At 70.6% G+C, this 23,332-nt stretch carries 23 protein-coding genes; 8 read left to right on the plus strand and 15 right to left on the minus strand.

The window, feature by feature from the left end:
- The 5 genes from CcI156_RS07080 to fdxA form a co-directional block, all read right to left on the minus strand.
- Positions 1-961: nucleoside-diphosphate sugar epimerase/dehydratase (locus CcI156_RS07080; RefSeq protein WP_371681774.1), on the minus strand; the 961-nt coding region annotated here is incomplete at its 3' end.
- Between the two features lie 311 nt (positions 962-1,272).
- Positions 1,273-2,352 (minus strand): succinyl-diaminopimelate desuccinylase, encoded by a 1,080-nt coding sequence (gene dapE / locus CcI156_RS07085; protein ID WP_011438229.1) that lies wholly within the window; start codon positions 2,350-2,352, stop codon positions 1,273-1,275.
- 92 nt (positions 2,353-2,444) lie between these two features.
- Entirely contained in the window at positions 2,445-3,287 is an 843-nt protein-coding gene (locus CcI156_RS07090) for a 2,3,4,5-tetrahydropyridine-2,6-dicarboxylate N-succinyltransferase (protein ID WP_076804899.1), read from the minus strand.
- A gap of 65 nt (positions 3,288-3,352) precedes the next feature.
- The gene (gene dapC / locus CcI156_RS07095) at positions 3,353-4,645 is read right to left on the minus strand and encodes a succinyldiaminopimelate transaminase (protein ID WP_305775221.1); all 1,293 of its coding nucleotides are present in this window, start codon (positions 4,643-4,645) and stop codon (positions 3,353-3,355) included.
- A gap of 59 nt (positions 4,646-4,704) precedes the next feature.
- Positions 4,705-5,028, minus strand: a complete 324-nt coding sequence (fdxA, locus tag CcI156_RS07100; RefSeq protein ID WP_011438232.1) for a ferredoxin — start codon at positions 5,026-5,028, stop codon at positions 4,705-4,707.
- Between the two features lie 545 nt (positions 5,029-5,573).
- Between fdxA and CcI156_RS07105 the strand changes: the two genes are divergently transcribed.
- A complete protein-coding gene (locus CcI156_RS07105) occupies positions 5,574-6,545 on the plus strand; it encodes a transglutaminase-like domain-containing protein (RefSeq protein WP_023840102.1) in 972 nt (323 codons plus the stop codon).
- A 55-nt stretch (positions 6,546-6,600) separates the two neighbouring features.
- Here CcI156_RS07105 and CcI156_RS07110 read toward each other — a convergent pair whose 3' ends face one another.
- The 6 genes from CcI156_RS07110 to CcI156_RS07135 all read right to left on the minus strand — a co-directional run bounded on the left by CcI156_RS07110 (position 6,601) and on the right by CcI156_RS07135 (position 12,851).
- A complete protein-coding gene (locus CcI156_RS07110) occupies positions 6,601-7,245 on the minus strand; it encodes a flavin reductase family protein (RefSeq protein ID WP_023840101.1) in 645 nt (214 codons plus the stop codon).
- Positions 7,246-7,381: 136 nt separating this feature from the next.
- Positions 7,382-7,822 (minus strand): DUF6113 family protein, encoded by a 441-nt coding sequence (locus CcI156_RS07115; protein WP_371681777.1) that lies wholly within the window; start codon positions 7,820-7,822, stop codon positions 7,382-7,384.
- A gap of 156 nt (positions 7,823-7,978) precedes the next feature.
- Complete coding sequence (locus tag CcI156_RS07120) at positions 7,979-8,983, minus strand: S1C family serine protease (protein WP_076804903.1); 1,005 nt, start codon at positions 8,981-8,983, stop codon at positions 7,979-7,981.
- Between the two features lie 224 nt (positions 8,984-9,207).
- The gene (gene mshB / locus CcI156_RS07125; protein ID WP_076804906.1) at positions 9,208-10,095 is read right to left on the minus strand and encodes an N-acetyl-1-D-myo-inositol-2-amino-2-deoxy-alpha-D-glucopyranoside deacetylase; all 888 of its coding nucleotides are present in this window, start codon (positions 10,093-10,095) and stop codon (positions 9,208-9,210) included.
- 100 nt (positions 10,096-10,195) lie between these two features.
- Positions 10,196-12,058, minus strand: a complete 1,863-nt coding sequence (typA, locus tag CcI156_RS07130; protein ID WP_371681775.1) for a translational GTPase TypA — start codon at positions 12,056-12,058, stop codon at positions 10,196-10,198.
- Positions 12,059-12,347: 289 nt separating this feature from the next.
- On the minus strand, positions 12,348-12,851 hold the full coding sequence (locus tag CcI156_RS07135) for a (deoxy)nucleoside triphosphate pyrophosphohydrolase (RefSeq protein ID WP_076804908.1): 504 nt from the start codon (positions 12,849-12,851) through the stop codon (positions 12,348-12,350).
- A 173-nt stretch (positions 12,852-13,024) separates the two neighbouring features.
- Between CcI156_RS07135 and CcI156_RS07140 the strand changes: the two genes are divergently transcribed.
- Positions 13,025-13,324: a 4a-hydroxytetrahydrobiopterin dehydratase gene (locus tag CcI156_RS07140; RefSeq protein WP_011438241.1), complete on the plus strand. Its 300-nt coding sequence runs from the start codon at positions 13,025-13,027 to the stop codon at positions 13,322-13,324.
- Between the two features lie 62 nt (positions 13,325-13,386).
- On the opposite strand, the gene CcI156_RS07145 is transcribed toward CcI156_RS07140, so the two are convergent.
- On the minus strand, positions 13,387-13,761 hold the full coding sequence (locus CcI156_RS07145) for a DUF952 domain-containing protein (protein WP_076804910.1): 375 nt from the start codon (positions 13,759-13,761) through the stop codon (positions 13,387-13,389).
- A gap of 140 nt (positions 13,762-13,901) precedes the next feature.
- Here CcI156_RS07145 and CcI156_RS07150 point away from each other — a divergent pair, with 140 nt between their 5' ends.
- Both CcI156_RS07150 and CcI156_RS07155 read left to right on the plus strand, forming a co-directional pair.
- Positions 13,902-15,059, plus strand: a complete 1,158-nt coding sequence (locus CcI156_RS07150) for a heparan-alpha-glucosaminide N-acetyltransferase domain-containing protein (protein WP_023840097.1) — start codon at positions 13,902-13,904, stop codon at positions 15,057-15,059.
- A gap of 150 nt (positions 15,060-15,209) precedes the next feature.
- Positions 15,210-15,539, plus strand: coding sequence for a DUF6247 family protein (locus tag CcI156_RS07155; RefSeq protein ID WP_076804912.1), 330 nt, complete (start codon positions 15,210-15,212; stop codon positions 15,537-15,539).
- 188 nt (positions 15,540-15,727) lie between these two features.
- Here CcI156_RS07155 and ychF read toward each other — a convergent pair whose 3' ends face one another.
- Positions 15,728-16,804 carry a redox-regulated ATPase YchF gene (ychF, locus tag CcI156_RS07160; protein WP_076804914.1) on the minus strand — a complete coding sequence of 359 codons (1,077 nt, stop codon included), beginning with the start codon at positions 16,802-16,804 and terminating at the stop codon, positions 15,728-15,730.
- Between the two features lie 173 nt (positions 16,805-16,977).
- Between ychF and CcI156_RS07165 the strand changes: the two genes are divergently transcribed.
- The 3 genes from CcI156_RS07165 to CcI156_RS07175 all read left to right on the plus strand — a co-directional run bounded on the left by CcI156_RS07165 (position 16,978) and on the right by CcI156_RS07175 (position 20,362).
- Positions 16,978-18,459, plus strand: a complete 1,482-nt coding sequence (locus tag CcI156_RS07165; RefSeq protein ID WP_076804916.1) for a DNA recombination protein RmuC — start codon at positions 16,978-16,980, stop codon at positions 18,457-18,459.
- Positions 18,460-18,575: 116 nt separating this feature from the next.
- Positions 18,576-19,145, plus strand: a complete 570-nt coding sequence (locus CcI156_RS07170; RefSeq protein ID WP_369808124.1) for a DUF6542 domain-containing protein — start codon at positions 18,576-18,578, stop codon at positions 19,143-19,145.
- Positions 19,146-19,516: 371 nt separating this feature from the next.
- Positions 19,517-20,362, plus strand: coding sequence for a polysaccharide deacetylase family protein (locus tag CcI156_RS07175; protein ID WP_011438248.1), 846 nt, complete (start codon positions 19,517-19,519; stop codon positions 20,360-20,362).
- Here the strand turns inward: CcI156_RS07175 and CcI156_RS07180 are convergent.
- Positions 20,266-21,129, minus strand: a complete 864-nt coding sequence (locus tag CcI156_RS07180; protein WP_076804918.1) for a sterol desaturase family protein — start codon at positions 21,127-21,129, stop codon at positions 20,266-20,268. The two genes, CcI156_RS07175 and CcI156_RS07180, sit on opposite strands and share 97 nt — an antisense overlap.
- A gap of 137 nt (positions 21,130-21,266) precedes the next feature.
- Positions 21,267-22,271: a class II fructose-bisphosphatase gene (gene glpX, locus CcI156_RS07185; RefSeq protein ID WP_217697677.1), complete on the minus strand. Its 1,005-nt coding sequence runs from the start codon at positions 22,269-22,271 to the stop codon at positions 21,267-21,269.
- Positions 22,272-22,708: 437 nt separating this feature from the next.
- Here glpX and CcI156_RS07190 point away from each other — a divergent pair, with 437 nt between their 5' ends.
- On the plus strand, positions 22,709-23,284 hold the full coding sequence (locus CcI156_RS07190; protein ID WP_076804920.1) for a DUF4245 domain-containing protein: 576 nt from the start codon (positions 22,709-22,711) through the stop codon (positions 23,282-23,284).
- Positions 23,285-23,332: the final 48 nt, after the last annotated feature.

Consider the following 23,332-nt stretch of genomic DNA (forward strand, 5'->3'; position numbering starts at 1 on the left):
GACGAATCGAGATCCGCGGCCCGGTCACGTCGGTCAGCGCCGAGGAGACCAGCACGTCGACGTCGCTGCCCTCCAGCGTCCACAGCACCCGGCGCAACGTCTCGCCGTCCATCTGCGGACTGATGGCAACCGTGGTGGCGTACGTCGCCCGGATGGCCGTGTGCAGGGTTTCCGAGGTGCCGACGATCGGCACCCCGAGCAGGTCGAACCCACTGCGTTCCGGGGAGTCGTGACTGTGCCGGCCGGGCGAGCGGTCGAGCACGACACCGACGACCGACCAACCCGACGTCGGATCCCGCTGGGCCAGCCGGACCARSGYSGCMGCSGASTCCCCSGCCCCGACCACSAGCACCCGGTGCAGGCAGCGGCCCGCCCGGCGCATCCGGTGCAGGTAGCCGCGCGYGGTGGCGCGGCCGGCCACGGTCAGCAGCAGCGCCGTCGGGAAGGCGATCAGCACGTAGGCACGCGCGAGCTCGGCCTTGGTCGCATAGGACAGGACGGCCACCACCGCGGTGAGCTGCGCGGCGGCGTTGAGGACCCGGCGGAACTCCTCCGAGCCGCTGCCGAGGAACCGGCTCTCGTACGCCCGGCTCAGGTACATCGACAACACCCACGCGACGGGCAGCAGGATCGACATGRCGACATACGGCGTCGCGGAGACCGGCTTCAGGTCGAACTCAACCAGTCCGCCGAACCGGACCAGGTAGGCCACTCCCGCCGCGACCACGCAGGCGGCCGCGTCGGAACCCACGAGCAGCCAGCCGTACGGCCGTTCCCAGCGAACCTTCGCCCGGTAGTCGACGACACCGTCGGATGTTCCGTCCGCGCCGGGGCCCGCGCCCACCTCGTACCCGTCGTACCGGGCGGGCTCATCGGCCCCGTCCAGCGGTTTCGGGATGGCATCCGTGCCCGGCCCCGCGGCCAACCCCACCTGTGCATGGCTGAAGACAGTGTCCGTCACCTGGCAGACCCCCCACGGCCRCAACATCTTCGGACCGACGACGACGGGGGGAGCGCTGCTTGGCGCCGACCACGCGTGTCACCTGCGTATCGACGTGCCCAGGCCTGGTGCCGAGCCCCCGAACCCGCCGCACCACCGGCCATCCGGACCCCCCATCCGACCGGCACCGCACATACGCGWGTAACTCTAACGTGCCGAGATAGGAGKATCCACGACGTCAACCCCGATGACTCATACGCGTAACAAAAATCGCGACTAGGCGGTCAAGGGACACGACAGTCAGGAGACACAACAGTCAGGAGACACAACAGTCAGGAGACACCGGACAGGTACGCCCGTAGCAGCCGCTCGGCCTCGTCGATCGCGGCGAGCTCGACGTACTCGTCCCGGGCATGGGCCAGGTTGGGATCGCCCGGCCCGTAGTTGAGCGCCGGGATCCCGAGCTCGGCGAAGCGCGCCACGTCCGTCCAGCCGTACTTCGCCACCGGCACACGACCGGTGGCGGCGACGAACGCCGCCGCGTGCGGGGCGGCGAGCCCGGGCAGCGCCCCGCCGACGAGATCGGTGACCTCGACGTCGTAGCCACCCAGCACCTCGCGAACATGCGCCACCGCCTCGTCGGGGCCCCGGTCCGGAGCGAACCGGAAGTTCACCGTGACCTGGCACCGGTCGGGGATCACGTTGCCCGCCACCCCACCGTCGATCCGCACCGCGCAGAGCCCCTCACGGTAAGTGCAGCCGTCCAGCGTCACCGTCCGCGCCCGGTAGCCGGCGAGGCGGCGGAGCAGATCGCCGGCCTTGTGGATGGCGTTGTCCCCGAGCCACGACCGGGCCGAGTGCGCCCGGGTGCCGGGAAGCGTCACGACCACCCGCAGGGTGCCCTGGCAACCCGCCTCGATCTCGCCGGAGGTCGGTTCCATCAGGATGGCCAGATCCGCATCCAGCCAGTCCCGGTGCCGGGCGGCGAGCCGACGCAGCCCGTTGCGGGCCGCCTCGACCTCCTCGTGGTCATAGCAGACCCAGGTGACGTCGTGGCTCATCGCGCCGGGCGTGGCGACCGGGAGCGTGGCCGCGAGCCGCAGCGCGACCGCGACCCCTGCCTTCATGTCCGACGTCCCGCAGCCGTAGAGCCGCCCGCCCACCACACGCGAGGGCAGGTTGCCCGCCAGCGGAACGGTGTCCAGATGGCCGGCAAGCAGGATCCGGCCGGGCAGCCCCAGCTCGGTCCTGGCCACCACGGCGTCACCGTCCCGGTCAACCCGCAGCCCGTCCACCGCGGTGAGCGCCTTCTCCACCGCGCCCGCGAGGGCGGCCTCGTCCCCACTCACCGAGGGCACGTCAACCAGCGCCCGGGTCAGCTCGCCGACGGGCGCCGTGAGGTCGAGGCTCATGCCGTCACACCCTACGGTCACCGGGCCAGCGGATCGTTAACCGGCGATAAGATCATTAACCGGCGACAGGACGCCAGCCGGCAACAAGATCGTTAGCCGGCGACGCCATGCTCCCGCAGGATGTCGTTCAACGCCAGCTTGTCGTGGATCTCGCCCTCGGCGAGCGTCCGCAGCACCAGGATGCAGGGCATCGCGAACTCTCCGCCCGGGAACGACTTCACCCGGTTGGAACCGACCGCGACCGCCCGCTCCGGGATCTCCCCGCGCGGGTACTCCGCGCCGGTCGCGGCGTCGAAGACATGGGTGGAGGCGGTCAGGATCGCCCCGGCGCCGAGCTTGGCCCCGCGGCGCACCCGCGCGCCGTCCACCACCATGCAGCGACTGCCGACGAAGGCGTCGTCCTCGACGACGACGGGGACCGCGTTCGGCGGCTCCAGGACCCCGCCGAGCCCGACCCCACCGGACAGGTGCACGTTGCGGCCGACCTGGGCGCAGGATCCGACCGTGGCCCAGGTGTCGACGAGGGTGCCGGCGCCGACGTAGCCGCCGATGTTGGTGTAGCTCGGCATGAGGACGGCCCCGGGCTCGACGTGCGCGCCCCAGCGCACGATCGCGCCCGGTACCACCCGCACGCTGTCGAACCGGGTCTTGAGCGGCACCCGGTCATGGAAGTGGAAGTCGCCCGCGGACGACTCGACCATGGCGAGAACCTTGAAGGACAGCAGGATCGCCCGCTTGGCCCGCTCGTCAACGGCGACCGAGCCGTCCACGGTGACCGTGGCGACCCGGGCCACTCCCGCATCGATGGYGTCGACGGCGGCCACCACGATCTTGCGGGCGTCGGCGTCGGCGGGGGTCAGCTCCGCCCGCCGTTCCCACAGTTCGTCGACGGCGGGATCGATCGGAGAGTCGAGGGATGTGTTCGAGGCGCTCACAAGCCCGACCCTACGAGGTGACCCCGGCCGCACGAGATGGCGGGGCCGCGGATCCGGGCCGGGTGCTAACGGATGTCCGGCTCGGCACCCCCATAGCTGCCCTGAGTGACCGRCTGACCGTAGTCGGGCCGAGCGCCATGGTCAGGCCGAGCGCCACGGCCGGGCCGAGCGCCATGGTCAGGCCGAGCGCCACGGCCGGGCCGAGCGCCATGGTCAGGCCGAGCGCCACGGCCGGGCCGAGCGCCATGGCCGGGCCGAGCGCCATGGCCGGGCTGCCCCGTGGCGGCGACCGGCGACAGCATCGTCATCCGCTCGGGAACGGTCGCCACCTGCGAGTCCGCGGCGGTCAGGGCGATCCGGACGTGATACCGGCCAGCCTCCCCGTAAAACGTCCCGGGCGCGACGAGTATCCCGACCTCGGCCAGCGCGTCCACCGTGGCCCAGGCCTCCTCACCCCGGGTTGCCCACAGGTAGAGGCCGGCCTCGCTGTGATCGATGGTGAAACCCGCGACCGCGAGCGCCGCCGCGAGGACGGCCCGCCGGTTGGCGTAGCGCGCCCGCTGATCCGCCACATGCATGTCGTCGGCGTACGCAGCCGCCATGGCGGCCTGCACGGGCGTCGGCATCATGAAGCCGGCGTGCTTGCGGACCGCGAGGAGACCCTCGACCAGGGCCGGGTCACCGGTGACGAACCCGGCCCGGTAGCCCGCGAGGTTGGACCGCTTCGACAGCGAATGCACCGCCAGCAGTCCCTCGTGGGAGCCGCCGCACACGTCGGGGTGCAGCACCGAGACGGGCCGGCTCTCCCAGCCCAGCTCGATGTAGCACTCGTCGCTGGCGACGATCACACCGCGCTCCCGCGCCCAGGTGACCACGGCGCGCATCTCGTCGACCGTGAGCACCCGCCCGGTCGGGTTCCCCGGCGAGTTCAACCAGATCAGGGTCACCCCGTCGGCCGGGCCCGCCACCGGTTCGCAGCGGGCGAGCAGCGCGCCGACCTCGTAGGTTGGATAGGCCGGGGTCGGCACCCACACCCGGTCACCGGGTTCGAGCCCGAGCTGACCGGGGAGCTGGGCCACCAGTTCCTTCGTCCCGAGCACGGGCAGCACCGCGCCCGGGTCGACGAGCACGCCGAGCCGGCGGGCCAGCCAGCCGGCCGCCGCCTCGCGCAGCTCCGGGGTACCCGCGGTCAGCGGGTACCCCGGAGCGTCAGCGGAGCCGGCCAGCGCCTGCTGCACGACGGCCGGCGTGGCGTCGACCGGAGTACCCACCGAGAGGTCGACCAACCCATAGGGATGCAGCCGGGCCTTCTCCTTGAAGGAGACCAGCTGGTCCCACGGGAAGTCGGGCAGTCGCACCCGGGACCGGGCCGGTGACCGCGGGACTCCGGAGATGTTGCCGGGTCTCCCAGGGCCGCTCAGGACTCGCCCTGAGGAGCCAGCGCGGCGACCGTCGGCGGGTCGAAGTCCAGGGCGCCGACCTTAGATGCGCCGCCAGGCGACCCGAGCTCCTCGAAGAAGTTCGCGTTGGTGTCGGTGTACCCCTTCCACTGATCGGGAACGTCGTCCTCGTAGTAGATGGCCTCCACCGGGCAGACCGGCTCACAGGCACCACAGTCGACACACTCGTCAGGCTGGATGTAGAGCATCCGTCCGCCTTCGTAGATGCAGTCGACCGGGCACTCCTCGATGCAGGCCCTGTCCTTGACATCGACGCAGGGCTCTGCGATGACGTAGGTCACCGGTTTTCCTCCTCGGGCTCACGGGCGACTGAGTCCTTAGTATCGACCTGGACAGTTCCGTGTCGACAACAAGGGCGTGCGCTGGTGGTGTATGTCGTCCGCATCACTCCGGCCGATGTTGGCGCGCGAGTTATGCTTCGCCACCGCATCCCCGGACCGGTATCCCTCAGTGATGTTCTCGGAACGTTGCGGTCATGGTCATCGGGCGTGCTCACGGTTGTCACTGCCGAGGGCACACTCGTCCAGGTTACCGAGGATGCCGTCGTAGCGGCACGCGTCATCCCACCCCGCCCACCGACACGACGTACGCGGAATGTCCCGGATACGACGGCTCTCATGGAGATTGTCCCGAATACGACTACCCTGAATACGACTACCCCGAAGGCGACTATCGCGGGGGCGACTGTCCTGGGGACGACCGTCCCGGACACACCCGATCCGGACACGCCCGATCCGAAGGTGCCCGGCCTGAAGGCTGCTGCCCCACCAGGGGCGGCTGCCCCGGAGACGGCCGCCCCTGGCGTGAACGCTCCGAGCGAGCTCTCGTGAGCACCCGCAGCCGCGGCAGGTTCGCCGAGGTCGTGCGCCGCGAGCCGATCGACCTGGCGGTCGCCTGCCATCTGCTCGCCGCCGAGGTCGACCCGGCAGCCGACGCTCCCGACGCCACCGCCACCCTGAGCGCCCTCGACGCATTCGCCGCGCAGGCCCGTCCACTGCTCGCCGCGCGGACGACCTCGAGCCGACGGCCCCGGTTCCCCCGGGCCGAGCACGGTACGCCGGTGGCACGCCAGACCGGCGCACCGGGGCAGGCACAGCCGGAATCCGGATCCGAGGCGGCAGGGCGCCTGGAGGGGTTCGGCCCGGGAGCGGGGAATTTCGATCCGAGGATCGCCGCCGAGACGCTGCACGAGTCCCTGGGGCTCGCCGCCGGCTTCGCCGGGGCCGAGGACGACTACACCGACCTGCGCTCCTCGCTGCTCCCCGATGTGCTGCGCCGGCGGCGCGGCCTGCCGATCCTGCTCTCCGTCGTCTGGCTGGAGGTGGCCGCCCGGCTCGGGGTCCCCGCCTATCCTGTCGGGCTTCCGGGGCACGTCGTGGTCGCGGTGGGTTCCCCCCAGGACCACGTGCTCGTCGATCCGTTCGCCGCCGGTCGACTACTGACGGTGCACGACGCCGCGGAGAAGGTACGCGCGGCCGGGTTCGCCTTCACCCGTGCCCACCTCGCCCCGATGAGCGCGCAGGACGTGCTCACCCGGATCCTCGGCAACATCCGGATCCTCGGGGCCCGCTCGGACGCGCCGCACATGCGGCTGTGGGCCGTCGAGCTGTCCCTGCTGCTCCCCCACCACCCGGCGAGCCTGCGCCGGGAGCGCGGCGAGCTCCGCGTCCGGTTGGGCGACTTTCTCGGCGGGGCCACCGATCTGACCGCGTTCGCCGACACGGTGGCCGCGGTCGAGCCAGCCGCCGCGGCGGCCGCCCGCCAGGCCGCCGCCGCGGCCCGCGCCCGGCTCAACTAGCCCCGGAGACCGTCCGCCCGCCCGGGAACCGTCCGTTAGCTCTGGGAAGCGCCTGTTAGCTTCGGGAACCGTCTGTTTCCCTCTGCGCCTCTGTTCCTCCCGTATCCGCACCGACCGGGTCGAGGTAGCGCCCGTCGTAGAAGACGAGCGGTCCGACATCGTCCCGCGGCTGGGCGAACGAGACGACCTCACCGAGGACGAGGGTGTGATCCCCCCCGGGATGGGTCGTGACCGTCCGGCACTCGAAGACCGACAGCGCGCCGTCGAACAGGACCACTCCGGTCTCCGGCCCGATCGAGTGCTCCCATCCCGCGAACATGTCGCCGGGCTGGTCATACGCGCGTTTCGCAAAGCAGCGCGACGTCTCGGCCATGTCCTCGGCGAGCACCGAGACTCCCCACACCCCCGAGGCCATGAGCGGACCGTGGAAGCGGGCGTCCCGGCGGATGCTGGCGAGCACCAGCAGCGGGTCGAGGGAGACCGAGACGAACGAGTTCGCCGTCATGCCGAGATGGCGACCGTCGGCGACGGTCGTGAGAACCGTCACTCCGGTAGCGAACCTGCCGACCGCCCTGCGGAAGTCCGCCGTCCGCAGGATCGACCGGTCGGCCTGGGAGACCTGGAAGACCGGAGAGACCGGAGAGACCGGAGAGGCGGGCGCGCCGGCCCGGTTCTCTCCACGGTGCGCAGGGCTACCCACCCGGCCACGCTACCCGCTCCGCTCACCACGTGGGCGACAGTCCCCAAGGGCCGGTGACATCTCCCACATCACAAGAGCCGGTGACATCTCCCAGGGCGAGACAGGCGACCCGGTGACCGGGTGACCGGACCGGTGCTCAGCAACCGGGAGGAAGCGCCGTGAGCCCCCGCCGTGCCCCGACGAGGACGGCGACCGCGATCGGGCTCAGTGCCCCGAGCAACAGGAACGCGTAGCCAGATCCGCTCGCCCGCAACAGCAGGTCCCCCTCGGGGCGGGAGCTGGCGAACAGCAGCACGACGACGGCCCAGCCGATGAGCACGGTCGTGGGTCCCAGCCGGGTGCCCGTCAGCCACCGCACCAGCAGCGCGGCACCCCCGTTGCCCACCAGCGCGACCAGTACGCCGAGCGACAGCAGCATCCCCCCCGGCCGCGGACCGGCGGGAACGAGGAAGACGCCGTAGAGACCCAGCCCGACCCCCAGAAACACCCCCAGTGTGTAGGAGGCGGTCAGAAAGGCCCTGCCGGGTTGCGGGTCCGGGGACGGTTGCAACGACGGCCGTGCCGGCTGTCGTTGCAACCGGGTTGAGGGCGGCGTCCGGCGGGGACCGGCGCTGGGACGGGGCATTCTCCGACAGTAGGACATCGTCCGCCAGGCCCGCCCGGTCAGGCCGACCAGCCCCGAGGCCCCAGCCCCGAGACCCCCGTAGCGGACCCCGGTGGCAGATCTCGGTCCTCAGGCGATCACCAACTCGGCGGGTACGACGATCACGTCCACCAACGCGCCCCGCCGCCACACCGTGAGTTCCACTGGCCGGCCGATCGTGCCCTCGGTCAGCAGCCGCTGGAGATCACCCGGAGCGACGACGGGCGTCCCGGCCACCGACAGGACGAGATCCCCGGTGAACAGCCCGGCGATCCCGGCCGGACTGCCGACGACCACCTCGGCCAGCCAGACACCGTGGCRCTGCCCGATCCGCTCGGCCACGGCGGGTGGCAACGGAACACCCGCCCCCGCGACCCCCAGGTACGCCCGGCGGACCCGGCCGTCGCGCATCAACGCGGCGAGGATCTTCCTCGTCGTGTCGTTCACCGGGACAGCCAGCCCCAGGCCGACACCGGCGACGGCGGTGTTCACTCCCACCACCCGGGCGTCGGCCGTGACCAGCGCCCCGCCGGAGTTACCCGGGTTGAGAGCCGCGTCGGTCTGGATCACCTCGTCGACCACCCGCACGGCCGAGCCCGAACGGGTCGGCAACGACCGGCCGAGGGCGCTGACGACCCCGGCGGTCACGCTGCCGGTGAGCCCCAGCGGGTTGCCGACGGCCACGACGAGCTGGCCGACCCGCAGACCCGCGGCGTCCCCGAGGACGGCAGCCGGCGGGGTCGTGCCCCGGGCCCGCAGCACGGCCAGGTCCGAGAGCGGATCGGCACCCACCAGGTCGACCTCGCGCTCGGTGCCGTCCGCGAACTGCGCCAGCCCGACCGGTGCTCCGGAGGTGGCCCGATGCCCCTCGACGACGTGCGCGGAGGTCAGCAGGAACCCGTCGTCGGTGAACACCACCCCGGAGCCGGCTCCCGCGCCGCGCCGGGTACGCACCCGTAGGCTGGCCACTGACGGGGTCAGCGCCGCGGCCACCCGGGTCACGACCGCGGAGTAGGCGTCCAGCGGCTCGACCGGCAAGGAACCACCGGGCCGCGTCGGGTCGGGTCCGTCCCCCCTGGCACGTCTGGTCCGCATCCGACCTCCTCGGCCGACGCCACACTTACATTGATTACAGCGTTACGAACACGGGGCCGTCCAGAACATTCCCACCGAGGTGCCTGTGCCACCGCGGCGAGCGGGCGAGCGGGCGGGCAGGCGAGCGGGCAGCAGACGATCGGCCAGCGGGCAGGCAGGCAGGCAGGCAGGCAGGCAGCAGACGATCGGGCCGGGGCGTCAGCGGGCCGGGGCACCGGAGCCGATCAGGGCTCGCACACGAGACCGGCGAACAGGTCCCGCTCCCGCCCGTCCGGACCGTCCCCCGGCCCCCGGGCGCCCTCGGCCAGCACGAAGTGCTCGACACTCCAGGCTCGCTGGCCGATGCCGTCGGCGAGCGCGAAAAAGAACCCGTCAACGCTCATCTGCGTCCGGTGCGACCGCATGGCGGCGATCTTCGCCTCGAAGAAGTGGGGAGCGGAGAGCTCGGTCGTGATGTCCGCATCGTCGACAAGCGTCACCCCCAACTCGTCCACGGACGTCAGACCCGCGAACGGGTTGCTCTCAGCGGCGGAATCGCGGAAGTACTCGAAGCCCGCGACGGCGCTCGATCGCGCCAGCGCCGTCTCGTAGCGCTTGGCGACCTGCCAGACCGAACCGGCCTGCGGGGCGAAGGACGGGTCGGCGGCGTCGGTGAAGGCCCGCCGGGTGAGTTCGTGGGCCCGAATGTGATCGGGGTGCCCGTAACCACCACGGGCGTCGTAGCTGACGAGCACCTGCGGCCGGACCTCGCGCACGATCCGCACCAGCTCCGCCGCGGCCTCGTCCAGGTCCGCCCGCCACAGGCAGCGGGGATGGTCGTTGGCGGGGGTGCCGATCATCCCACTGTCCCGCCAACGCCCGGGACCGCCAAGAAAGCGCTGGTCGGTGATGCCGAGCGCGGCGCAGGCACCGGCCAGCTCGCCGATCCGGTAGCCACCGAGCTGGTCGCCCCGATCCGCCCGCAGATGGATCAGCTCGGGCACCAGTACCYCCCCCTCCTCCCCCAACGTGCACGTCACGAGGGTGACGTGGGTGTCGGGGGAGGCGGCGTACGAGGCAAGCGCGATCCCCGTCGAGATCACCTCGTCATCGGGGTGGGCGTGCACGAACATCGCCCGCCGGGTGGGAAGTGGCGCAGTAGAGGGTGATGATGGGGTAGCTGTCGTCACATTGACGACCCTATGGGTAGCTTTGCCGCAATGTAGGGACCGCTCAGGCTCGGCGGCGGGAGCGGATCTTCTCGCGCTCGGCGGCGGTCAGCGCCACCTTGCGCAGACGCACGAAGCCCGGGGTGACCTCCACGCACTCGTCCTCGCGGCAGAACTCCAGCGCCTGCTCAAGGGTGAGTATCCGGTGCGGGGTGAGCCGGACCAGCTCGTCGCCGGTGGATGAACGCATGTTGGTGAGCTTCTTTTCCTTGGTCGGGTTGACGTCCATGTCGTCCGCCCGGGAGTTCTCACCCACGATCATGCCCTCGTAGACCTCGGTCGTCGGCCCGACGAACATCGTGCCGCGTTCCTGGAGGTTGAACAGGGCGTATGCGGTCGCCACCCCGCTGCGGTCGGCGACCATGGAGCCTGTCGCCCGGGTGCGCAGCTCCCCGAACCAGGGCTCGTACCGGTCGAAGACGTGGTGCAGCAGCCCGGTACCGCGGGTCTCGGTGAGGAACTCGGTCCGGAACCCGATCAGCCCGCGGGCCGGGACCRGGTACTCCAGCCGGATCCAGCCGGTGCCGTGGTTGACCATCTGCTCGACCCGGCCCTTGCGCAGCGCGAGCAGCTGGGTCAGCGTGCCGAGGAACTCCTCGGGCGCGTCGATGGTGAGGCGCTCCACCGGCTCGTGGATCTTACCGTCGACAGTGCGGGTGACGACCTGCGGCTTGCCGACGGTCAGCTCGAAGTCCTCGCGCCGCATCAGCTCGACAAGCACGGCGAGCTGCAGCTCCCCGCGGCCCTGCACCTCCCAGGTGTCCGGCCGCTCGGTGGGCAGGACCCGGATCGACACGTTGCCGACGAGCTCGGCGTCCAGCCGGTTCTTGACCAGCCGCGCCGTCAGCTTCTTGCCGGAACGGCCGGCGAGCGGGGAGGTGTTGATGCCGATCGTCATGCTGATGGACGGTTCGTCAACGGTGATAACCGGCAGCGGCCGGGGATCATCGGCGTCGGCGAGGGTCTCCCCGATCGTGATGTCGGGGATGCCGGCGATGGCGATGATGTCGCCCGGCCCGGCCGACTCCGCCGGTACCCGCTCGAGCGCCTGCGTCATCAGCATCTCGCTGATCTTGACGCGCTGCTGGCTGCCGTCGGCCCGGCACAGCGTCGCCGGCTGACCACGCTTGATCGTGCCGTTGTGCACCCGGCACAGCGCGAGCCGGCCGAGGTACGGGGACGCGTCGAGGTTGGTGACCAGGGCTTGCAGCGGCGAGTCAGGATCAAACGACGGCGCCGGCACGGTCTCCAGCAGAAGGTCGAACAGCGGCTTGAGATCGGGTGAGTCCGGGCTCACCCCGTCGGCCGGGCGGGTGGTGGAGGCACGACCCGCCTTCGCGTTGCAGTAGACGATCGGGAAGTCGATCTGGTCCTCGTCGGCGTCGAGGTCGAGGAAGAGCTCGTAGGTCTCGTCAACCACCTCGGCGATCCGGGCGTCCGACCGGTCCACCTTGTTGATGACGAGCACCACCGGCAGCCGCGCCGCGAGCGCCTTGCGCAGGACGAAGCGCGTCTGGGGCAGCGGGCCCTCGCTCGCGTCCACGAGCAGCAGGACGCCGTCGACCATCGACAGGCCACGCTCGACCTCACCGCCGAAGTCGGCGTGACCGGGCGTGTCAACGATGTTGATCGTGATGTCGCCGTAACGGACCGCGGTGTTCTTCGCGAGGATCGTGATGCCCTTCTCACGCTCCAGGTCCATCGAGTCCATCACGCGGTCGGTGAGCTCGGCATGCTCGCCGAACGCGCCGGACTGGCGCAGCATGGCGTCGACGAGGGTGGTCTTGCCGTGGTCGACGTGGGCGATGATTGCCACGTTTCGAAGATCGGCACGAAGAGACACGGTGATGCGCTCCGGGGCGGACATGGGGTTCGCGACCCCGCAACAACGACGACGTCACCGCATGAAACGACGGTAACGCATGAACCGGTGACGCGAACGTTCTGGCGAGTGTCCGCCATGGTGTCGGCGCCGCGGCACGACGATCTGCCCGTCACGCGTACACCGGCAACGGTCGCACCGCCACTCATGGTACGGGTGCACCCATGGCACGGGTGCACCCATGGCACGGATGCCTCGGCCACAACGAGCTTCACCGGTCCGGGGCTTCACCGGTCCGCGACCTCCCGTCGCCGACCTTCAGAAGAGTCGACGTTCAGAAGAGCGATCCGGGAGTCGACAGCACGCGGCGCAGCTCCGCCACMAGGGGACCGTCGGCCGGCATCCACCRGACATCGTCCAGTTCGGCCACGCCGAGCCAGCGCAGCTCGTCATGTTCGACGAGCCGGGGCTGCTGGCGCGTCACCCGGCCGAGCCACACCCGCAGCACCCATCCGGGGCTGGACAGCCCGACCTCACCGAGCGGCGGACCGACCTCGATCTCGACGTCGAGCTCCTCCCGGCACTCCCGGACGAGCGCGTCGAGCTCGTGCTCGCCGGGCTCGACCTTGCCGCCCGGAAACTCCCACATCCCGGCGTAGGGATGCGGTTCCCGGCGCCGGGCGGCCAGCACCCGGCGATCATCGTCGAGCAGCGCGACGGCGACGACCAGACGTCCCTTCACCACCGGGGAGTCGGTGCCGTCCCGGTCCTCGGGTGTTCCACGCCGTCGTCCATGGGTAGAAGGGAGGGCATCCAAGCCCTCCACATCCGCGTTCATGGTGCCGGACTCTCCCAGAGTCCGGCCAGCCGTGGATCCGTTCCCGGCGGATCGTGTCTGATGACCCTTTCGGGTGGCTCCACCAAGACGGCTCGCCGAGCGGCGGGACGCGGACCGCAAGCCAGAGAATCCAAGCCAGAGAATCAGAGAATCACCAGCCGGAGGGAATCGGTATGCCGAGCAGACTGGACACCACCGAAGTCGCCGGGGCGCTGGCGGCACTACCCGGCTGGATCGGCGACGCCGACCGGATCCAGTTGGAGATCATGCTGGACGGGGACGAGGCCGACGCGATCGTGGCCGAGGTCATGCAGGCAGCGGACGTGATGAACCATCATCCGGTCGTCGAGCGGGGCCCGGGAACAACGACCTTCACGGTCTGGACCCACTCGGTCGGCGGCGTCACCGAACTGGACGTGGCCCTGGCCCGCAGGATCTCACAGATCCTGCGCTCTGCCGGCGTCTCGTACTGAGCGCTCGTACCGAACAGATGTCTCGTACCGAACAGACGTCTCGTACCGAACAGATGTGGAGATCACCAGAGACTGGGCAGCACCCGGAAGACACCATCCGGATCAGGCGGGAACGGTACGACGATCGTCACCGCTGCGGTGTCGATCGTCCCGTAGAGATGCGGGAAGAGCTCCCCTGGCGCGGGCGTGCCCCCAGCGGGCGCCTGGCCGGCGGGCGTCACGGGCGCCGGCGGCTCCCAGCGCAGCTCCGCGCTCAGCCGCTCCGGGTTGACGACGACCAGCAGCAGGTCCGCACGCCCGGYGTAGTACCGGTTCGCGGTTGCCACGGCCTGCTCCGGGGCGGAGAAATGGATGAACCCCTCGGATGCCAGGCTCGCCGGGCGGTACCCGTCAGCCCCGGCCGCCCACTCGGACCGGCCCACCAGATGGCAGATCACGCCATCCTCCTCTCCTCGCCACTCATCGGTCGTTGACTGCCGAGCCACGGTCGCGGTGCCCGTGTCGGCCCGGGAACGCTCCCGGCGGGCCGGACGAAACCCACCTCCGCCCGAAGACCAGTCTGAAGGGCGTGCCCGCGATGCTTCAGCCCCGTCACCCGCAGGCCGCCGGGGAAAGCCGCCTACGCGGAGTCGACGCGGCGCGGGGCCTCGCCCTGATCGGCATGGTCGCGACGCACATCTATCCCGCGGTCGGGGATGACGGGGCGGTGACCCCCGCGCATCTGCTCGCCGCCGGCCGGGCCTCGGCGGCCTTCGCGGTACTCGCCGGGGTGGCGCTGGCGCTGTCGACCGGCCGGCTGCCGGCGCCACAGGCGCGCGCGTCGACCGTGGCACGAGCGGTCTGCATCGGGACGATCGGCCTCGCCCTCGGCTACACCCACTCCGGCATCGCGGTGATCCTCTGTTACTACGCGCTGATGTTCATCCTGGCCGTGCCGCTGCTGCGGGCTCCGGTCGCAGCGCTGGTCGTCGTCACGGTGCTGGCGTTCGCGGTCGTCCCGGCCGCGGGCCTCCTCAGCCGGGACCATCTGCCACCCCCGACCCTTGCCGACCCGACCTTCGGCCGGGCGTTCACCCACCCGGTGAACCTGACTCTGGAGATGGGCTTCACCGGCTTCTATCCGGCGCTTGCCTGGCTCGGGTATCTCTGCGTGGGACTCGCGGTCGGCCGGCTGGATCTACGGTCCACGCGGGTCGCCGCCGCCCTGCTCGCGGGGGGTGGCACGATCGCCGCGGCGGCGTCGCTGGTCTCCTGGGCCCTGCTCCGGCACGCCGCGGGCATGGCCGCACTCGAATCCGTCGATCCCGTCGAGGTCGCGGGAGTCGGGCCGCTGCCGGTGCGGTCCATCCTCGACGCCGGGCTGTACGGCAGCACCCCGACGAACACCTGGTGGTGGCTGGCCGTCGACACCCCGCACTCGTCCACGCCCGTCGATCTGCTGCACACCGGCGCGGCCGCGATCGCCCTGCTCGGGTTCGTCCTGCTCCTGAGCCGGCTGCTGCCGCCCCTGATGCTGATCCCGCTCGTCGCCGTCGGATCGATGACGCTGACCCTCTACTGCACCCACGTGATCGTGATGTCCGCCTCCTTCCTCCCCGCGGATCCGACGCCGTCCTTTCTGCTCCAGGCGGCCGTAGCCCTGACCGTCGCCACCGCCTGGCGGGCGAGCGGGGCGCGAGGACCGGCCGAGGCGATCGTCGCCGCGGCCACCCGGGGCACCCGGCAGCTCGTTTAGCGCGGTGACCACGGCCGCCGGAGATCTTCAGGCCGCGGCCACAGCCTCGCTGTAGAGGCGGACGTTGATCCCAAAGCTACTTCCGGACTCGTATTCCTTCGCGGTCCGGCCATAGCGGTCGGGAGGCTGCGCCGGGCGAGAATCAATCTCATGAGTGCGGATGTCACGATCCCCTCGTACGGGGTACGCAACCGGGTTGAGCGCACCGGTCCGGCGGTCCGGGCCGCGCTCAGGCCTGACCATCGTGCCGAGTTCGAAGCCGAGTTCCACGCGGCGGCTGTCGAGGCCGACGACGCCCTTGACCTGGCGCCGCTGCACCGGGTCATTGACCGCTGGTGGCCTCAGGCCGTGCTTTGCGCCAACCCGGAGATCCAGGYGGGCATCGACGAGGACCGACGCCGCATTGCCGCCGGCGATCCGACCGTGATCGCCGAAATCTGGTACCCACCCKGCCATCCGCACCCGTCACGCACGGTCTGATGACTGCCTAAAACGTGACGATCAGTGGATAGCAACCTTCGGTGACGGTTGGAGACTCATCGTCTATACCATTGAAGATAGATAGATCATTATCACCGTGCTTCGCGTGATCTGGTTGAACGGCCGCGGTCTCAACAGGCATGTCGCCACGCGGTAGGTGCTTCTCATCACACGGGAACGGCCCCTGATCAGACGTTGAAGCGGAACTCCACGACGTCGCCGTCGGCCATCACGTAGTCCTTGCCCTCCATGCGCACCTTGCCGRCCGCGCGGGCGGCGGCCATCGAACCGGCCGCGATCAGGGCGTYGTACGAGACGATCTCGGCCTTGATGAAGCCGCGCTGGAAGTCGGTGTGGATGGCCCCGGCGGCCTCCGGCGCGGTCGCCCCGGCTCTGATGGTCCAGGCCCGGGCCTCCTTCGGGCCTGCCGTCAGGAACGTCTGGAGCCCCAGGGTGTGGAAACCGATCCGGGCCAGCTGGGCAAGGCCGCTCTCCTCCTGGCCGAGCGAGGCCAGCAGCTCCGCGGCGTCGGCCTCGTCGAGCTCGGCCAGTTCGGCCTCGACCTTGGCGCACAGCACGATCGCGTCCGCGGGCGCGACGGAGCCGACAAGTTCCTTGCGCCGACCGGGATCGGCGAGGACGTCCTCGTCGACGTTGAAGACGTAGAGGAAGGGCTTGGCGGTGAGCAGGAAAAGCTCCCGCAGGGCGTCGCGATCGATCTTCGGTTCCGAGGACAGCGTGCGGCCGGCGTCAAGCACCTCGCGCGCGGCCTTCACCGCGGCCAGCAACGGCTGCTTCGCCTTGTCRGCACGGGCCTCCTTCTCCAGCTTCGGCAGGCGCGCGTCAACGGTCTGCAGATCGGCGAGGATCAGCTCGGTGTTGATCGTCTCGATGTCGTCGGCCGGGTCGACCCTGCCCTCGACGTGCACCACGTCGGGGTCGGAGAACACCCGGACGACCTGGCAGACCGCGTCGGACTCGCGGATGTTCGCGAGGAAGCGGTTACCCAGGCCCTGCCCCTCGGACGCGCCTCGGACCAGACCGGCGATGTCCACGAAGCTGACCGTGGCCGGCACCGTCCGGGCGCTGTCGTAGAGCTTCGCGAGCTCGCCGAGACGCGGATCGGGCACCCCGACCACGCCCACGTTCGGCTCGATCGTCGCGAACGGGTAGTTCGCGGCCAGCACCTCATTGCGCGTCAGGGCGTTGAACAACGTGGACTTGCCGACGTTGGGCAGCCCGACGATCCCGATCGACAAGCCCATGGCCGGTCAGTCTACGGACCTCACGGCTACGGACCTCACGGCTACAGGCCCCACGGCTACTAGGCCCCACGGCCGCTCGCCGGGAAGGGCCCGGCCGGGCAGCTTCCCGGCCGGGGACCGTCTCACCGCGAAACCGCGCGAAACTGTCGGAGGGCCGTGATTGCCTCTCTCCCGTGGACACGACCAGCGCGCTGCTGGCCCTGATCGGGCTGGCTCTCGGCGCCATGGGCGGATTCGCCGCCGCGCGCCGCTTCGCCGAGCCGCGGGTTGCCGCGCTCACGGCTGCGCACGCCACCGCCGTGCGGGAGCGCGACCAGGCCCGGGAGACCGCCGCCGCCGCTGCCGAGCGTGCGATGCTGGCCGAGTCGGACGTGTCCAGCCTGCGCACCGCGCTGGAGTACGAGCAGCGAGCGGCGGGCGAGCGGGTGGCGCTGGTCGAGCAGAGCCAGGACCGGCTTGCCGAGAGCTTCCGAGCGCTGTCCGCGCAGGCTCTGGAGGGCGCGAGCCGTCAGCTGGTAGAGCTGGCCTCYGCCCGGCTGGACGAGGCCGGCGCCCGCGCCCGCGGCGACCTCGACGCCCGTCGTTCGGCGGTCGAGAGCATGGTGACGCCGCTGCGGGAGGCTMTCGGGCGGATGGAGGACCGGCTGCGGGAGCTGGAGACCGCGCGCACTGAGGCCTACGCGGCACTCGTCGAGCAGGTGCGGTTCGCCCGCGAGGCGTCGGAGAACCTCCGGTCGCAGACCGCCGCGCTCGTGACCGTGCTGCGCCGGCCCCAGGCCCGCGGTGCCTGGGGCGAGATGCAGCTGCGCCGGGTGGCGGAGGTGGCCGGCATGCTCAACCGCTGCGACTTCACCGAGCAGATGACGATCCAGGGCGACGACGGCCCGCAACGGCCCGACATGGTCGTCCACCTTGCCGGTGGCCGCAACGTGGTCGTCGACGCGAAGGTTCCGCTCAGCGCGTTCCTGGAGGCCGCCGACACGACGGACGAGGAGCATCGCGCGCGCCGGATGGCCGCCCATGCCCGCCATCTGCGTGCGCATGTCGACGGCCTCGGCGCCAAGTCCTACTGGCGGCGGCTGCCGTCATCCCCGGAGTTCGTGGTGCTCTTCGTCCCCGCCGAGGCGTTCCTGGCCCCTGCCCTCGATCACGATCCCGGCCTGCTCGAACACGCCGCAGGCAAGAAGGTCATCATCGCCACCCCAACCACGCTGATCGCTATGCTGCGGACCATCGCCCACGCTTGGACTCAGGATGCGCTGACCGCACGGACGAAGGAGATCTTCGAGCTGGGTCGCGACCTCTACACCCKCCTCGGCACCCTGGGCGAACACGTCGATCGCCTCGGTCGCTCGCTCGGCCGGGCGGTGGGGGACTTCAACGCCACCGTCGGCTCGTTGGAAAGCCGGGTGCTGACCCCCGCCCGCCGGCTCGCGGCCATGGAAGTCGTCGAGGCGGGGCTCCCCAGTCCGGTTCCGGTAGAGACCGGCGTGCGGCCGCTGTCCGCCGCCGAGCTCCTGAGGAGCACCGGGGAGGGCGCGACGACCGGGCGGGGTGGCGCCATGGAGGACCCCGGAATCGATGTCGGGTACCAGACCCCTGACGGCGCAGATCCGGCCAGATGGGACGCGAACGACCAGCATAAGGAGGATTAAGCAACGGAAAGCAGTGAGATCGACACCGAAAGCTCAAATGCGAGAGCCGATGCGCATGTCTGGTGCATCGCCCTGACGCATTGGAAATCTGCGGGCGGTACCTTGCCTTCGTGAGTGTGCCGCCTCACCGGCAGTCGGCCGGACCGCCGGGCAGATCCGCACGCGCTCGCGGGCATGATGATCTGTACGCTCGCAGCTCGCGCGGTCGGGCGAGTGGGCCGCCGCCCACGCTGTTCACGGGCAGCCGCCGGGGCCTCACCGCGCTCGGCACCGGCATCCTCGTCCTCGTCATCGGTGGGCTCGGTGCCATCGCGGACTCCGCGATCTTCGGTTCCCTGAAGTTCGCCTTCGGCGTGCTGTTCATCGGCTCGTGCGTCCTCGCCGCGGTCCGCGTGCATGCGGATGACCTCATCGGCGTGGTGATCATGCCGCCGCTCGCCTACGCGCTCATCACCCTCGGCGTCGGCTACCTGAACCCCGCGGCCGGGAACGGCGGCTCCGGCCTGCGCAACAAGGCCATCGATGTCGGCTCGGAGATGATCCTTCACGCTCCGATCCTGCTGACGGCCTTCATCCTGGTAGTCGTCATCGCGCTCTTCCGGGGTCGCCGCGCCCAAGTGGCGCGCCGCGAGCGGCAACGTTCCCTCGCGCAGTCGTCCGCCGAGCGCCGACGCCGGCCGCTGTAGCCCGGACCGCCGCTTCCCCACGCCGCTTCCCCACGCCAGGTCGGCCGTACCGCCACAACCACCCCACAAGCAAATCCATGCCATCAATAAAAACAATAAAAGGCATGTAGATGGAACGGCCGACGACAAACACCGGCAACGCGACGGAACCTATTGCCACAGCTCGTGCTAGATTCCATGCCGCATCACGCACCCACCGTTCAGGTGCACTTCCACTGGCATATCGGGTGCCGCATCCCCGGAGGCGGCGGACGTAGGGAGGCCCGCTTGTCGTGCACGTCTCACGCTTTCTCCGGCGAGCACGTCCCGTCCGTTGGTGAGCCGGTCGGGCCCCGGTGACCGCCAGTCCCTGCTCAGCGGGACGAACGCCGATGATCCCGATGTTGCGCTACCGGTCTCTCGACACGCAGCCGCCACGCGGCCCGCGACGTCGGCTAATCCCCTTCACGACCTTCATGCGGCACTGCGCCCTCATCGCCGCCTCCGGCCGGCAGGCGCTCACCGTGTCGAAATATGCCGCGTCCCTGCGCGCGGCCACCGCGCCGGCCAACCCGGTCATCATCACCTTCGACGACGGCGGCGTGGAAACCTTGAAGGCTCTCCGCCGACTGGCCGAGACGGGTCTGACGGCGACGGTATTCGTGACCAGTTCACGGGTCGGTGATCCGGGCTATTTCAACCGGACCGACCTGCATCGAATACGGGGTCTCGGGATAGAAATCGGCGGGTCCGGTCACACCGGACGGCGGCTGGACGAACTGGCGCGGACCGACGTGATCGCCGAACTGACGCTGTCGCGTCGCCGGCTGGCCGTGGCGACCGGGGACGAACCTCGCACGTTCGCCTACCCMCTCGGCGGATACGACCTGTCCGTACGCCAGCTTGTGATCTCGGCCGGCTACAGTTCGGCCTGCGCGGTACGCGACGTCCTCTCGCATCCCGCCGACGACCGCTTCGCCCTCGCCCGGTTGACCGTCGAGGCGAACACACCCGACAGCCGGCTTCGCGCGTGGTTGGAAGGCGTCGGGCGGCCCGCGCCGCCTCCCACGGTGCCACGGACCCACACCCATCGGCTTCGGCGCGCGGCCCGCCCGCCTGGTCTTTTCACCCCCAGGCTCGGTCAGCCCGATCCTGGCCCGGTGACCGGCACCGGGGACCCGGGCGGCCTCGCATCCCCCGACCTCAGCTGGCCATCACCGGCCCTGCCGGAGCACTGAGCAGTCCGAACAAACTGAGCAGTCCGAACAAACTGAGCAGACGGGGTGGCGGCAGGACGGCTGGCTGCGGTGGTACCCCRCCCGCGGGCGGTCGGCGAGAGTGCCACGGCGTCCCGCGGCGGATCGGTGCGCAGGGCCAGATCACCGAGCGGACTGGTCACCCCGAGCCAGTACCGCTCGTTGCGGTAGTGGTGCAGACGATGCCCTCGCCACAGCCGCCGGTAGTAGGCCGTGCGCGGGGGGACCCGGGTATGGATGAGGAAATGCGTCCAGTCGTAGACGAGCGCACCCATCCCGAGGCAGAGCGCGCCGGTCGCCGCCCATGGCGGCCCGAGCAACGCAGGCGCCGCGACGGCGACGGTTCCGCTGATCACCTCGCGGGGGCGCAGGAACATCGTGTCGAGGTTGGTCGGATCGCGATGATGCTGCTCGTGCCCGTATCCGGCAAGTTGGTAACCGATCGATCCCAGCCGACCGCCCGGCCGGGCGTGGAGCAGTATCCGGTGCACACTCCACTCGACGAAGGGCTGCGCCGCCACGGCGGYCACCGCGACGCCGGTGTCCCGGATCCGCCACGGGCCTCGGACCACCCGCAGGACGGCAAGCGCCCCCACGCAACCAAGCAGAACGGGGGGCCGTGGATGGCGCAGGAACCTGCGTGCCGCACCCACCAGCGTCCGGACCTCCGCGGCGCTGCCGTGCGGTCCCGGGGGGTCGAGGCGCGCGAACACCCTCGCGGGGACGGACGGTCGCGGGTAGTGCACCATGCGACCACCTCCCGACCAGATCGGAGTCGGAACGGACCAGGAACAGCATGGAAACTGTACGGAACTCCGACCGGACCGGCGACTTGGATCGAAGCTGCGACCGGGACAGCGGCGGCTCAGAACGGGACAGCGGCGGCTCAGAACGGAACGGTGGAGTACGCCTGCAGCTTGGTGAGCTGATGCTGGCTGTCCACCCGGCGGATGGTGCCCGAGCGTGACCRCATCACCAGCGAGGACGTGTTTGCCCCGCCCGGCCGGTACCGCACCCCGGCGAGCAGTTCGCCGTCCGTGATGCCGGTCGCCACGAAGAAGACGTTGWCACTGTCGACGAGGTCCCGGGTGGACAGTACCCGGGCCGGGTCGCCCCCGAGGTCGGCAACCTTGCGATACTCCGCGTCGTCCCGCGGCCACAGCCGGCCCTGGATCACTCCACCCAGGCAGGTCACGGCGCAGGCCGTGATGATCCCCTCGGGAGTGCCGCCGATCCCCAGCAGCAGGTCCACGCCGGTGTCCGCCGAGGCAGCCATCACCGCTCCGGCGACGTCGCCGTCGGAGATCAGCTTAACCCGGGCGCCGGCCGCCCTGATCTGCTCGACCAGTTGGCTGTGCCGGGGCCGGTCCAAGACCACCACGGTGACGTCCCGCGGGAGGATCTCCTTGGCCTTCGCCACGGCGCGGATGTTGTCCTCCACCGAGGCCGCGATATCCACCACCCCGGCCGCCTCCGGGCCGGTGACCAGCTTCTCCATGTAGAAACACGCGCTCGCGTCGTACATCGAGCCACGCTCGCTGACCGCCATGACCGAGATGGCGTTATTCATCCCCTTAGAGGTCAGCGTCGTACCGTCCACGGGATCCACGGCGACGTCGCATTCGGGGCCCTCGCCCGAACCGACCACCTCGCCGTTGAACAGCATGGGGGCCTCGTCCTTCTCCCCCTCGCCGATCACGACGACCCCGCGCATCGAGACGGTGCCGACCAGTCGACRCATCGCGTCGACGGCGGCCCCGTCCGCGCCGTTCTTGTCGCCACGGCCGACCCAGCGCGCCGCGGCGAGCGCGGCTGCCTCGGTTACCCGGACGAGTTCGAGCGCGAGKTTGCGATCCGGAGCCTGCCCTTGCACGGCCAGCGTGTCGGGCACGGACGAGGCGTCGGAAGGCCTGGAGGCGGAGGATTCAGCAGTGGAAGACACGGCCCCGAGCCTAGTTCGGGAGCCCCGTCGGCGCCCGAACTAGGCCCGGAGTGACGCCGAATATACCTCCATGACCCTATCCCGCCGCGAAGGTGCGCCCGCGGCCGTCCGGCAAATCCGGCCTGTCGTCGACACGACATCTCGAATCCGCCGAAGAGGCACGCAACCTTCAACCCGGTGCGCGCGTCCAACGGAGCATCGGGCAGCCGTCACGCGGAGGGGGCGTGACGGCTGCCCGGCAGGCCCCGATCTGGCCGGTTTCTCGCCCCGCACTCCCCGATAAGGCCCTCCAGCCGGGCGAGAGTCTGAACACACCACCACCCCCGCGAGCCGCCCAGACGTGGTCCGGGTGCCCATTCGGGGGTTCGGACCTGGAAGATGGGGACGTGGCACGACGACGCGGTCAGGAAACGATCAGAGACATGGCGCTCTCTCTCGCCGTGGTCATGGCGGGTGTCCTGCTCTTCGTCGTCTTCGTCATGCCCCGCGGAGGCGACGAGCCCGCGGTCAAGGTCGTCGCGACGAGTGAGCCGATGGCGGCGTTCGCCCGCCAGGCGCCCTACTCCCCGCTCGGGCCGGCTGGCCTGCCCTCCTCCTGGAAGCCGACCTCCATCCGCCTGACGCTGCCCACCGGTGGTGGCGATGGTGGTCCCGCCGAGGCGACGATCGGCTACGTCGTCGATCGGCCCGACCATCGGACGTTCGCCCGCTTCGTCGAGAGCAACGCTCCCACCGCGGTCCAGCGGATCCTGGGGAACCGACCGGCCAACGGCACGGTCGATGTGGAAGGCGTCGCCTGGCAGCAGCGCCGGGACGGCGATGGGCATCTCGCGCTCACCCGAACCGACGGCGACGTCACCGTGATCGTGGATGACGGAGGCGGCAAAGGCGGGGCGAATCAGGCCGATCTGGTCACCCTCGCCGCGTCACTGCGACCGGTCGTTCCCGCCGCCACGAACTGATCGGGCCGCCGGTACGGGCCCGGTCGATGCAAGCCGCCCGGTCGATGC

The organism is Frankia sp. CcI156, from assembly GCF_001983015.1.
Taxonomy (GTDB): domain Bacteria; phylum Actinomycetota; class Actinomycetes; order Frankiales; family Frankiaceae; genus Frankia; species Frankia casuarinae.

Bases quoted from the DNA above. Each gene is read 5' to 3' on its own strand.
- CcI156_RS07150 (WP_023840097.1), top strand. From the start codon at position 13,902: ATGCTTCAGCCCCGTCACCCGCAGGCCGCCGGGGAAAGCCGCCTACGC.
- CcI156_RS07140 (WP_011438241.1), top strand. From the start codon at position 13,025: ATGCCGAGCAGACTGGACACCACCGAAGTCGCCGGGGCGCTGGCGGCA.
- dapE (WP_011438229.1), bottom strand. From the start codon at position 2,352: ATGAGCCTCGACCTCACGGCGCCCGTCGGCGAGCTGACCCGGGCGCTG.